The 13,610-nt window shown below is 74.7% G+C and carries 3 protein-coding genes; all 3 read right to left on the reverse strand.

What is annotated here, in order from left to right; all coding sequences use genetic code 11:
* Position 1: 1 nt before the first annotated feature.
* Genes ACWPN7_RS26655 through ACWPN7_RS26665 form a run of 3 tightly spaced genes read right to left on the reverse strand, consistent with a single transcriptional unit; the run spans position 2 to position 13,601 of the window.
* A complete protein-coding gene (locus ACWPN7_RS26655) occupies positions 2 to 265 on the reverse strand; it encodes a phosphopantetheine-binding protein (RefSeq protein WP_040137366.1) in 264 nt (87 codons plus the stop codon).
* Positions 262 to 654 (reverse strand): hypothetical protein, encoded by a 393-nt coding sequence (locus tag ACWPN7_RS26660; protein WP_200775457.1) that lies wholly within the window; start codon positions 652 to 654, stop codon positions 262 to 264. Before ACWPN7_RS26660 ends, ACWPN7_RS26655 begins: the two co-directional genes overlap by 4 nt.
* Positions 651 to 13,601, reverse strand: a complete 12,951-nt coding sequence (locus tag ACWPN7_RS26665; RefSeq protein ID WP_459196218.1) for an SDR family NAD(P)-dependent oxidoreductase — start codon at positions 13,599 to 13,601, stop codon at positions 651 to 653. Before ACWPN7_RS26665 ends, ACWPN7_RS26660 begins: the two co-directional genes overlap by 4 nt.
* Positions 13,602 to 13,610: the final 9 nt, after the last annotated feature.

Consider the following 13,610-nt stretch of genomic DNA (forward strand, 5'->3'; position numbering starts at 1 on the left):
GTCAGCGGCGGCAGCGGGCGAAAAGAAGGTCGGCCAGCGCGCCGATGTTGGGGACGGCGGCGAACGCCACCAGCGGGGTCAGCCCGTCCAGCCGGTTCTCCGCGATCAGCTCCTCCATGGTCATGGTCAGGATGTCGGTGCGGTCGATCGAATCGGCGCCCAGCTGCTTCAGATGCACCGTCTCGGTGACGGCTTCGGGAGGCACGTGTGGCAGCACCCGCGCGATCTGCGCCCGGATCACGTCGAGGACATGGTCCCGGCTCATCGGCCGTCCCCCTGGGAGGCGGCGGTGTCCGCGGGCACCCGGTGCATGACGATCTCCGACCCGTTGGACGACCGGAACACCGCCGTGCGGAGGTCGACCGACAGGATCTGGTTTCCGCTGTCCGTTCCCGCGAGCCCCGGCACGGACGACTCCGTGAAGTGGAACTGCATGACCGCGTCCTCGACGGTCCACGTGCCGCGCGAGTGGAACGGAGACTGGTTTTCGCCCATGGTGATCGTGCCGTCCGTCGAGAACGTCATGTCCGGGCGAAAGACGGAGATGTACGACATGTCCATCCCCTTGTTGGTCTCTTCCGCCGAGAACGTTCCGGTCAGCAGCGTGATGAGTTGCTCGGTGTCGGGCAGGGTGCCCCCCGATGTGTCCGTCATGATCCTTCATTCCCGTCCTGTTGAAAGAGGGTGGCCCCGGCCACCCGGATGCCGGCGGAGATCCCCGTGCCGTTGGCCGGTCCCCGCCCCTTCAGCGCCGCCAGCGCGTCGTCGGGGCCAAGGTTGCCGCTTCTCAGCCGGCGCACGAGGAACCGGAGGTCTCCGGCCTCCGCCGCCGCGGCCGGCACCGGATCGGGCGCCGGGTCCGGCACCGCCCAGCAGCGCTGCCGGGCGAAGGGATAGGTCGGCAGGGACACCCGCCGCGGCGGGCGCCCCGCATGGAGCAGCCGCCAGTCCACCTTGACCGGCTCGCGCACCCACAGGGCGGCGAGCCCGGCCAGGTCGCCGGCGGCGATCAGACGCCGCGCCCGCTCGGCACCGCCGCCGGACGAGCCGCCTTCCCCCGCCGCGGCCGGGCGGTCGAGCACCGAACCGGACCACAGCCCGTCCGCCGCAGCATCCCCGCGGGCGAATCTCCGGAGACGGTCCAGCCATTCCTCGGGCGTTTCGGCCACGATGGCGAGGCGCAGGTCGAGGGCGTCCCGCCCGACCTGGAGCGTGAAGGCGATGTCCGCCAGCGGCGGCGGCGCGGTCGCGCCATCGCCGAACCGCTCGACGAAGCGCGCGGCCAGCTCGGCGAGCCCGCGCTCGTCCCGGGCCGACAAGGGCAGGAGCTGCGGCCCCTCGCCCGCCGAACGGACGGGATCGGCGTGGCGCTCCAGGACCAGATGCGCGTTGGAGCCGCCCGCCCCGAAGGAGCTGACCGCGGCGCGAAGCGGCCCGGCGCCGGACGGCCAGTCGGCCAGCTCCCGCTGCACGCGGAAGCGCGTCCCCTGCCAGTCGATGCGCGGGTTCAGCCGCTCGGCGTGCAGGGAGGGCGCGAGCTGCCGGTGCTGGAGTTGCAGCACCGCCTTGGTCACCGCGGCGATGCCCGCCGCCGATTCCAGATGGCCGATGTTGGACTTGACCGAGCCGATGGCGCAGGGCGCCCCGCCGCCGCCCGTCGCGTCGTCCGTTCCGACGGCCACGCCGGCCCCACTGGCCCCACCGAAGGCGAGGGTCAGGGCGCGCAGCTCGATGGGATCGCCCAGGGCCGTGCCGGTGCCGTGCGCCTCGACATAGCCGATGCTGCCCGGCTCCACCCCGGCCTTCTCCAGGCAGCCGCGGATCAGGGCGGCCTGGGCCCGCGGATTCGGCACCGTATAGCCCTGCGCCCGCCCGCCGTGATTGACCGCCGAGGCCCGGATCACGGCGAGGATGCGGTCGCCGTCGGCCAGGGCGTCCGCCAGCCGCTTGAGCACCACCGCGCCCACGCCCTCGCCGGGCACGTAGCCGTCTCCGCCCTCGCCGAAGCTGCGGCAGCGCCCGTCGCTGGACAGGAACCCCTCGCGGGCGAGATAGCGGTACTTGTTCGGGTGGAGGGAGAGGTTCACGCCGCCCGCGATGGCGATCCGGCATTCCCCCCGCTCCAGGCTGGCCCCGGCCAGATGAACGCTGGTCAGCGAGGACGAGCACATGGTGTCGACGGCCATGCTCGGCCCCCCGGCGTCCAGGAAATAGGACACGCGGTTGGCGATCGACGCGAAGGAGGAGCCCAGCGGTCGCGGCGCGCTGCGCTCCGTTCCGGGCACGCCGTAGAGCTGGTAGTCGCTCCACATCACGCCGACGAAGACACCCACCGCGCCGCCGAAGCGGTCCTGAAGCTCCGCCCGCGAATAGCCGGCGTCCTCCAGGGCGGTCCAGGCCGTCTCCAGGAACAGGCGCTCCTGAGGGTCCATCACCGCCGCCTCGCGCGGCGCGATGTTGAAGAACAGCGGATCGAAACGGTCCACGCCGTCGAGGAAGGACCCCCACCGGCCACGCGCCGCAGCCCCCTTGCCGCTCTCCGCTTCGCCATAACGCCGGGCATCCCAGCGGTCGGCGGGAATCTCGCGGACCAGATCCCGCCCCTGCTTCAGGTTCTCCCAGAAGGCGTCGACGTCGGGAGAGCCGGGATAGCGCCCCGCGAGGCCGACGATGGCGATTCCGTCCACCGCCGCCGGTGGGCGAGCGGTTCCGACCGGCACCGCGCCGGAAGCTACCGCCGCCGGAGGCGGAGCGGCATCGGCCGCCGGAACGGCGGCGGATGGCGGCGGCGCGAAGCGGTCGCCATGCTCCGCCGCCAGGAAGCCCGCCAGACGCCCGATCGTCGGATGCTCGAACAGCAGCGTTTCCGGAAGATCGCCGAACCGCTTGCGCAGCTGACCGGTCAGCGTCGCCACCAGAATGGAGTCGATGCCGAACTGCTCGAAGGGCTGGTCGGTGCCGAGCCGGCCCGGCGGCAGCTTCAGCGCCTCGGCGAGGAAGGCGCGCACCCACGCCTCCGCCCGTTCCCCAACATCCTCGGCACGGACCGGCGCCGCGGGCGTTGCGGACGGGGCAGCCAGTACCGTTTCCCCGCCATCATCCGCGGAACCATCACCCCCTGCACCGTCGCCGACCCGGTCGAGGAAGGCGCGCAGCCGCGCCGCGTCCCCGGTCAGCACGGCACGCCGGACGGACGCCGAAGCGAGGGCCGCCTCGAAGGCGCGAAGGCCGCCCTCGCTGGACATCGGGGCGAGACCGGCCTCGCGGGCCAGCTGCGCGCGGGCCGCGGGCGTCACGGCGATCCCGCCGCCATCCCACAACGGCCAGGAAAGGGAAAGCGTTCGGCCCCGCCGCCGCCCCTGCCGGCGCTGTTCCTCGCGCCAGTCCGCGAAGCCGTCGAGGAAACGGTTGGCGAAGGCGTAGGCGGCCTGCCCCCGGTTCCCCGCCTGCCCCGCCAGCGACGAGAACAGGACGAAGACATCCAGCGGGGCGTCGCCGATGGCCGCGTCGAGATTGACCGCGCCCAGCGCCTTGGGTCCGAACACCGCGGCGACATCCTCCTCCGTCCGGCTGAGCAGGGAACCGTCGCGGACGACGCCCGCGGCGTGCAGCACGCCGTTGATCCGGCCGAACCGCCGCCGCACCTCGGCCACGGCCGCCGCCGTCTGGACCGGGTCGGCGACGTCGGCCTTCACGTGATGGATCGACGCCCCCCGGCCCCTCAGTTCCTCAAGCCAAAGCCGCCGCTCCGCGTCGGGGTCGCTGCGGCCCAGAAGCACCACCGTGGCGCCGGAGCCGAGCGCCAAATGCTCCGCGAAGATCCGGCCCAGCCCACCGAGACCGCCGCTGATCACCGTGACGGCGCCGCTCCGCAGAGCGGCGGGCAGCGCGGCGGCTGGCACCACGGTCGCGGCGACCTCGCGCAGGCGGCGAACCCTGCGCCGCTCCCCCTCGACGAGGATTTCGGCGGCGAGCGGTCCCCGGTCGCGCAGTTCGCGGTCGAGCAGCCCGGCCAGTTCGCCGGGGGCCGCGCCCTCCGGCCCGGTGACGGCGATGGTCTGGCCGCTCCAGCCCGGCAACTCCTTGACCAGCGACCCGAACAGCGCCGGCAGCGCCGCGAACAGCGGCGGCAACGGTCCGCCGTCCCCGGCCAGCGCGGCGACGACGCGCACCGCCGCGCCGCGCCGCGCCAAGCTGCGGATCACCCCCAGCAGGGGATACACCATGGCGTCCAGCTCGCCCGGCCCGACGTCCGCCCGCCAGACCTGGACCAGCGCGGCGGGGCGCAGCCCGCCGGTCTCCAGCCGGTCGAGCAGAGCGTCGAATCGCCCGGGCGCGGCGTCGCCCGCGGGAACCGCGATCACCGGCCAGCGGGCGTCGAGCGTCCGGCCCAGCCGCTCCGCCAGGGCACCGTCGCGGTCCAGCACCAGGACGGCGCCGGGCGGCAGGGCCGGCGTCGCGCCGGTGTCCGGCGGGGCGTCCAGCCACACCGGCTCGGCATGCAGCACCGCCGGCCGGCCCGCCGCTTCCGGCAGGCGCGCCACCGACACCCCGTCGAGCCAAGCCAGCAGGGCGCCGGAGGGATCGCCGATCCGGACATCGAACCGCAGGCGTCCGTCCTGCTCGCCGAGCGCCCGCGCATGGACCAGACAGGGCGCGCGCAGCGGCCCGGTCCAGCCGAGGCGCGCGACGCCCTGCGGCACCAGGACATCGCGGTCGCCGGTCCCGACCAGGGCCGCCAGCGCCTGGAAGGCGCCGTCCAGCAGGGCGGGATGCAGCACCGCGTCGGCTGCCCCGGCCGGTTCCTCCGGCGGGTTCAGGCGGGCCAGCACCTCCCCGTCGCCGCGCAGCAGATGGTCGATGACGCGCAGCGCCGGACCGTGGCGAAGGCCGCGCGCCTCCAGCAGGACGTGGCAGGCCGCGGCGTCCAGCCGCTCCGCGCAGCGCCCGCGCACGGCGTCGAGGTCGAGCGGCTCGGGCGGTGAAAACGGCTCGGGCGGCGGCGCGCCGAAGCCGAGGCGAAGATACGGCGCCCCGTCGCCGTCGCCATTGCACAGCTCGCAGGACCGGCCGTCCGCGGACGGCCGCGCGACCAGCTCCACCGGCCCTTCCCCGGCCTCGACCGGACGCAGCCACGACACCTCCACGACGCCTTGCGGGCCGGCGCCCGTCCCTTCACCGGTCGCGGCGCGCGCCATCTCCAGCAGCACCGCGCCGGGCAGGATGCGGCGCCCGGCGACGCGATGGTCGCGCAGCCAGAGCGACTCCGGCGCAACCGTCAGACGAACCGCGGCGGGGCGCGCCCGCCGCGCCGGGGGCCAGTAACGCTCCTCGGCGAAGGGATAGCCGGGAAGCCCGATGCGGCGCGCGGCACCCGCCGGGAACAGGCGCGCGGCGTCCGGCACGCTTCCCTGGACATAGCGCGTCGCCAGATCCCGGAGCACCGCCCGGTCGCCGTCCGCGCCACCGATGGCTTCGGCACCGATGGCCTCGGCACCGCCCGGCGTGCCCCCCTCCAGCCGCCCGGCCAGTTCGGCGAGGCTGCCGGCCACCACGGCGAAGCGCACCGGGAAATGGCTGCGCCCGACGAGCAGGGTGTAGGCCACGTCCGCCGCGCGGGCGTCGGTCCGCCGCCTCAGCCAGCCGGCGAACCCGGCCAGAAGCGTCCGCAGGGCCGGTTCGGTCTTGGCGGAGAAGCAGAACAGATGCGCCGCCGCCGCCGGGACCGCGGCGGTCGCGCGCGGCGGCGGTTCCTCGATCACCGCGTGGGCGTTGGTGCCGCTGAAGCCGAAGGAACTCACCGCCGCGCGCCGCGGCAGCGGGCCGGCGGGCCAGTCGCGGGGCCGGTCGACGATGAAGAACGGGCTCCCGGCGAAATCGATGTGCGTGTTCGGCCGGTCCAGATGCAGGCTGGCCGGCAGCCGGCCGTGGCGCATGGCCAGCAGGATCTTGATGACCCCGGCCACCCCGGCGGCGGTGACGGTGTGGCCGATGTTGGTCTTGACCGACCCCACCCCGCAGAAGCCGCGCCGGTCGGTGAAGGACCGGAAGGCCGCGGTCAGCGCCTCGATCTCGATGGGGTCGCCGAGGCGGGTTCCGGTGCCATGGCACTCGACATAGCCGATGGTCGCCGGATCGATGCCGCCGCGCTCGTAGACCGCGCGCTCCAGCGCGGTCTGGGAGGCGACGCTGGGGGCGGTGATCCCGTTGGTCTTGCCGTCCTGGTTGACGCCGATGGCGCGGATCACGCCATGGATCGGGTCGCCGTCCGCCAGCGCCCGGTCGAGCGGCTTGAGCACCAGTGCCGCGACGCCCTCGCCCGGCACGAAGCCGTCCGCCCGGTCGTCGAAGCTATGGCACAGCCCGGTCGGCGACAACATGCCGGCGCTGGCGCACAGCGCCTGGAAGCGCGGCGTGGTGTTGATGAAGACGCCGCCGACGATGGCCGCCTCGCAATCGCCGTCGGCGAGGCTGCGGCAGGCCTGGTGCATGGCGACCAGCGACGACGAGCAGGCGGTGCCGACGGCCAGCGCCGGCCCCTTCAGATTGAGGAGATAGGCAATGCGCGCGGCGCAGACCGACGCCTCGTTGCCGGTGAAGGCGAAGCCCTCCAGCGGCAACCCGCCGTCGAGCAGCGTCTCGGTGTAGTCGCCCGTCCCGCCGCCCAGGAACACGCCCCAGTTCCGCCCGCCCAGACTGTCGGGGGCGATGCCGGCGTCCTCGATGGCGTGCCAGCAGGACTGGAGGAACAGCCGCTGCTGCGGGTCCATCATCTCCGCCTCGCGGCCGGAAACGTTGAAGAACATCGGGTCGAACCGGTCGATGCCCGCGAGGAAGGCGCCGTGGCGGTAGGCCGCCGCCGCGGGCCCCTCGTCCGAAGTCCAGCGGTCGGGCGGAACGCCGCCGACCGAGCAGACCCCCGCCGCGAGATTGTCCCAGAAGGCGTCGAGATCCGCCGCCCCCGGAAAGCGCCCGGCCATCCCAATGACGGCGACCGCTCCGCCGCGCGCTGCCGGCTCCAGAACGGCGGCGACGGGAGGGACGGCGGCGGCGGCGGACATGCCGGCGGGAAGCGCCGGCTCGTCCATGCGCAGGACGACCTTGCCCATGTTGGCCGCCCCGTCGAGCCGCCGCAGGGCCTCCGCGACCGCGCCGAAGGGTAGGATACGGTCCACCGCCGGGACGAGGGCCCCGGCCTCGGCCAGGGTCACCATCGTCTCCAGCAGCGGCGGGGCCAGTTCCGGCCGCTCCAGAAGGGCGCGCCGGGCGTCGAGGGTGATGAAGGTCTGGTTGTGGACGAACCCGCTGAGATCCAGACCGCCCGCGGCCCGCAGGCCGGTCATCGCCAGCTCGACGTAGCGCCCGCCGGGAGCCAGTGCGTCGATCCCCCATTGCATGGCCGGCAGCGGCAGGGTGTTCAGCACGACATCGACGCCGCGCCCGCCGGTCGCCGCGCGCACCGCCGCCTTGAAATCCGGCTGCCGGTAATCCAGCACGACCTCCACGCCGATCCGGCGGAGATGATCGCGCTTGGCGTCGCTGCCGGCGGTGCCGATCACCCGAGCCCCGGCCCGCCGCGCGAGCTGGACGGCGACCAGCCCCAGCCCGCCCGCCGCCGTCTGGATGAGCACCCAGTCGCCGGCGGCGAGCGCGGCGCGGCGGAACGCCATCTCCGCGGTCACGAAGGCGACCGGCAGAGCGGAGGCCGCCGCGAAATCGAGATTGGCGGGCTTGCGGACGACGTAGGCGGCCCGCGTCGTCGCCACGCTCCGCAGCCCGCCCAGGGTGGCGCCGGTCAGGGCGACCACGGCGTCCCCCGGACGCAACCCGGTGACCGCCGGCCCCACCCGGTGCACCAGCCCCGCGACCTCGAACCCCGGCGCGAAGGGAAAGTCGGGCATGCTGGGATACAGGCCCTTGACGCACAGCAGGTCGCCGAAGTTGAGCGCCGCAGCCCGGACCAGGATCTGCACCTCGTCCACCAACGGATCGGGCAGCGGTCCGAGCGGCTCCAGCGCCACGTCCCCGATGGCCCCCGGCCCCCGGATCACCGCGGCCAGGGGACCGGACGGCCCCTCCGCCGGGGCGGCCACCACGGGCGCCGGCTCCGGCGCCGACGACGGGGCGGCGGGCTGTTGCGGCGCCGGCCCGGCGAGGCGGGCGGCCACGGCGTCGCCGTTCGCGGACACCAGATGCGCGGCCAGCGACCGGATGGTCGGGTGGTCGAAGACCAGCGTGGTGCGCAGCGGCGTTCCCAGCCGCTCTCCCACCTTGCGCACCAGATCGACGCCCACCAGGGAATCGACGCCATAGTCGGAGAAGGCCCTCTCCCGGTCCAGGTCGGCGAGCCCGATCCCGGTGGCCTCGGCCAGCGCCTCCCCGACCGCCTGCTCCGCCAACGTCTGCGGATCCGGCAACATCTGCGGATCCGGCCGGTCCGGGGCGGGCGAACCGCCGGAGACGGCGGAGCGGGCCACCGCGGCGGCAGCGGTCGCGGGCACCTGCGGCGACGCGGCGAGCGGGGCGTCACCGGCGATTCCGTCGCTCACCGCGACGACGACGCATTGCGCCAGATGCTCGCCGCACCCCGTGGGAGCGGTCAGCAGCTTGACCTGGGTGAAGCCTTCCGCGTGCAGCGCCCGCCGCCAGAGATCGGGACTGAGCAGCGGGCCGTGCGGCATCCGCCGGTGCCCGTCCCCGTAGGCCCACCAGCCGTCGAGCAGGCCGAAGGTGGCGGTGAGGAAGACCTTGTTGTCGGCGGCCTCGCCCAGAACCAGCACCCCGCCGGGCTTCAGCAGCCATTTCAGGTGCCGCAGCGTCCGTCCGATGTCGGCGGTGGCGTGGAGCACGTTCGCCGCCACCACCACGTCCACGCCGCCCCGCTCGTAACCCTGCCCGCCCGGATGGGCCGCGACGTCCAGCGTCCGGAAGTCGGTGAAGGGGTAGGACGCGCCGAACCGCTCCCGGCCCTCGCGCAGGAAGCTGAGCGACAGGTCGGTGTAGAGGTAGCGCAGGCGCGCCGCGGCGGCGTCGCCGGTTGCCGAGACCGCCGGCAGCACCGAAGCGGAAGTCCCGCCGGTCCCCGCCCCCGCCTCCAGGATGGTGGAGGTCCGCTCATCCCCGTCGCGGCGGCGCAGCGCGTCCAGCACCGCGCGCACGGTCGCGGCGATCAGGTCGTTGTAGGCGTCCGCGGTGGCGTGGCCGCGGTAGATCCCCGCCACCAGCCCGCGCCGCCCCTCCCCGAACAGCACGTCGGTTCCGGCGGCCTTGCCAGCCAGCACGTCGGGCAGCGCGTCCAGGCAATGCGCCAGCAGGCGCGCATGCCCGGCCAGCGGCGGCACCTCCCGCCCCAGCGCGGCGAGCCGCGCCGACGCGGTCGCCTTCTCGTCCGCCGTGACCGTCTTTCCCTGCGCCACGGCGGCCCGCATGGCCGCCGTCAGCCGGTCGAACCGGGCGTCGGTCGCCTGCCCTTCGAGGCGGTCCAGGACCGCGGCGAATCCGGCCCGCCCGATGGCCTCCATGGCGGTGAACGCCGCCGCCGTTTCCTGGAACCGGTCGGGACCGAAGCAGCCGGCGGCCAGCGCCTCCAGCCCGCCGAGGTCGGGCGGAACCGGCGGCGCGCTCGCTTCGGCGGTCCGGCCCGTCTCCACCCCCATCGCCTCCAGGACCGGCGCGTCGGCCTTGATCGCGACGACCTGCCCGACCGGCCCGGCCAGCAGACGGGGGAGCAGCCGCATCCCCTCCGCGGTGGCGATCGAATGGATCCCGGATCGGGCGAGCCGTTCACGGATGGCCTCCCCGGCGACGACGCCGACCTCGCCCCAATAGCCCCAGTTCACCGTCCGCACGGAGAAGGGCCGCGTCGCCGCCAGCCGCGCGGCGAAGGCGTCCTCGAAGGCGGAAGCGGCGGCGTAGTTGGTCTGCCCGGCGTTGCCGAGAAAGGACAGGGCGGAGGAATAGAACAGCATGAAGTCGAGCGGCTGACCCGCCACCGCGGCGGCCAGGGCGGCGCAGCCCGCCACCTTCGGGTCGAGCGCCCGGCGGAACGTCGCCTCGTCCATCGCCGGAAAGGCGCGGTCGGCCAGCGCCAGGGCGGAATGGACCACGCCGCGCAGCGGGCCGAACGCCGCCACGCCGTCCCGCACCGCCGCGGCGATCCCCGCCGCGTCGGCGACGTCGGCCTGGGCATAGTGCCAGCGGCCGCCGGCCTCGGCGATGCGGGCCAGCGCCTCCCGCGGCCCGTCCTCCAGGGCCCGGCGCCCGACGATGACCAGACGGACGTCCCGGCCGGCGCGGGCGAAGGCCACCGCCGTTTCCAGCCCGATGCCGGACGCGCCGCCGACGATCAGGTAGGCTCCGTCCGGACGCAACCGCAGCGGCGCCTCCGGCAGGCGCAGGGACTCCAGCCGGCGGACATGGCAACCGTCGGGGCGGATCGCGAGGATCGGCGGCGGCCCGGGCGGGGGGGCGCGGAACAGTCCGTCGAGCAGCCAGTCCGGCGGCGCCGCGGCGTCGAACTCCGCCGGCAGGTCCAGGCAGGCGCACGCCATCTCCGGCACCTCGCGGGCCAGGGAGGTGACCAGACCGACGGCGGAGGCCCCCGGCGGCAAGGGCCGGTCGTCCGGAGCGACGGCGAAGACGCCGTTGGTGACCACCCGCAGGACGGACGGCCAGCCCCGCCGCTCCAGCCGCTTCAGCAGGGCGAACAGAGCCATCACCCCCGTCCGCTGGCTGTCCGCCAGGGCCGCGGGGTCCTCCGGATCGACGTCCGGCGGCACCAGCGCGCCCAGGAACCACAGGCCGGCGGGCCGTTCGCCGCCCGCCAGGACTGCCTCCAGCCCCGCCGGATCGTCGGTGAAGACCGGACGGGCACGCTCCCCCACCCGCCCGGCGATCCCCGACGCCACCGCCTCCGCCCAGCGCGGCGCGACGATCAGGATGGGTCCGGCGCCGGAAGCGGCGGAGCTTTCCACGCGCTCCACCGGCACCGGAACCCAGAAGGGCCGGTAGGCGATCGGCGCGTCCGCGCTGCGGCGCACCGCGAGGTCCCGGACGGCGGCGAAGCGGTGTCCCGCCTCGTCCAGCAGGTCGATGTCGAAACGGGGGGCCGGGCCGTCGGCGGTCTTGCGCACCATGGCCCGGCACCGGTCCGGCACCGGCGCGGCGAGCGCGAGCGACCCCAGATCCACCGGCATGGCGCCGGGCTCCGCCAGGGTCGCCGCGGCGGCCTGGAAGGCGCCGTCGAGCAGATAGGCCAGCGGGGCGACGCCGGGAAGGGCCGCCACCGAACCGGGAGCGAGCCGGAGTTCGGCGACCGCGCGCGCTCCGTCGCACCGCAGGCCGTGGATCACCCGGAAAGCCGGCCCGTAGTCGATGCCCGCCTCGGCGAAGCGCCCGTACAGGGCATCGGGATCGATGGTCGGCAGGCTCCGCAGGTCGGATTCGGGAATAGCGGCCGGGAGCGCTTCCGACTGTCCGTCCGCGGTGGCCAGGCGCCCGCTCACATGGGAAACCGAGCGCGCCGGATCACCGGAGAGGATGTCGAACCGCCCACCGTCGCACCGGACGTCGAACGGCACGAATGCCCCCGGCACGCCGATCGGCCGCAGCCACGCCACGTCGCGCAGCCCGCGCACCTCCGGTCCCGCCGCCCGCAGGGCCAGGGCAAGGCTGGCCGCGCCCGGCAAGATGGCCTGCCCGCGCACCCTGTGGTCCGCGACCACCGGGTCGGCGGCAAGGAGAACCGCCACGGCCGCCGGCGCGGGCACCGAAGGCAAAGGCGAAGGCGGCGCCGGCACGGTCCGGGCCGGAACGGAGGGTTCCCCGCCCCCGGGAAAATGGCCCAGCCCCTCCGCGTCCGACAGCCAGTGGCGGTTCGCGGCGAAGGGATAGGTCGGCAGGCCGACGCGCCGGCCCTCGGCGCCCCCCGGCAGCGGGGCACCGTCCTTGCTGCCAAGCCAGGCGGTCAGGGCGTCGCCCGCGGCCTCGGACGGGGGACCGTCCGGCGTGACCAGACCGACGTCGCCCCGCCCTTCCAGGAAGGCGTCGAGCGCGCGGCGCAGGCCCTCGGCATCCGCAGCGATCAGGGCGATGCGCCGCTCCAGCGCGTCCCGCCCGGTCCGCGCGGTGAAGGCGATGTCAGCGACGGCGGCCTCGACGCCGACGCCGCCGAGGAAATCCCGGTAGCGGCGGACCAGCGCCCGCAACCCCTCGCCGGTGCGGGCGGACAGCGGAACGATGTGGCACGTTCCGTCCGGCTCGGCCCGCGGCGAGGCCGGCAGATCGGGGGCGTCGCCGATCAGCAGGTGGGCGTTCGCCCCGCCGAATCCGAAGGAGCTGACACCGGCGATGCGCGGCCTTTCCCCGCGCGGCCAGGGGCAGGGCTCCGCCAGGACGGTGAAGGGGCTGCCGTCAAGGTCGATGCGCGGGTTGAGCGTCTCGAAGCCGTGCAGCGCGGGCATGCGGCCATGGCGGAGCATCAGCAGGATCTTGATGACCCCGGCGATGCCCGCCGCGCCTTCCAGATGCCCGATGTTGGTCTTCACCGAGCCCAGACGGCACCACGGTCCGGCGGGCACCGCGCCGCCGCCGCGCCGCAGGCGGGAGAAGGCCCGCCGCAGGGCGTTGACCTCGATGGGATCGCCCAGCGGCGTGCCGGTGCCGTGGGCCTCGATGCAGTCCACCTCCGCCGGATCGACCCCGGCGGCGCGCAGGGCCGCCATGATCACCTTGGCCTGGGCGAAGGCGTTGGGCGAGGTCAGGTTGCGCACCCGTCCGCCATGGTTGACGGCGACGCCGCGGATGACGCCGAGAACGCGATCCCCGTCGGCCACCGCCCGGTCGAGCGGCTTCAGCAGGATGTAGCCGGCCCCCTCGCCGCGCACGTAGCCGTCCGCCCCGGCGTCGAACACGCTGCACCGGCCGCGCGGCGACAGCATGCCCAGCCGGCTGAACGGGACGTAGCGTTCCGGACTGCACATGACGTTGATGCCGCCGGCCAGGGCCATGGAGCACTCGCCCGTCTGGAGCGAGCGGACGGCGTGATGCACCGCGAACAGCGAACTCGAACAGGCGGTGTCGACCGACAGGCTGGGGCCGTGCAGGTCGAAGAAGTAGGAAACCCGGTTGGGAATGATGGTGTTGGCGGTGCCGGTCAGGAAATGGCCTTCCCCCCGCCGGGCATAGCGGTCCTGAAGCTCCTTGTAGTCGTAGTTGCACACGCCGACGAACACGCCGACGTCCGACCCGGCCAGCCGGGACGGCGCATAACCGGCATCCTCGAAGCAGGCCCAGGACAGTTCGAGCGTCAGGCGCTGCTGCGGGTCCATCAGCGCCGCCTCCTTGGGCGACACCTTGAACAGGCCCGCGTCGAACCGGTCGACCCCGTCCATGAAGGCGCCCCAGCGGCATTCCGGCGGGGCGCTGCCGGCAGCGCCCGCGTCGCAGCGCGTCCAGTCCCAGCGGTCGCCGGGGATCTCGCTCACGGCGCAACGGCCGCTGTCCAGCAGCCGCCAGAAGGCGTCGCCGTCGGCCGCTCCGGGAAACCGGCAGGCCATCCCGATCACGGCGATCGTGCCGCCGCTCATGCTCGCATCCGTCACGCCCCGATC

Source organism: Azospirillum sp. UENF 312511 (assembly GCF_058780635.1).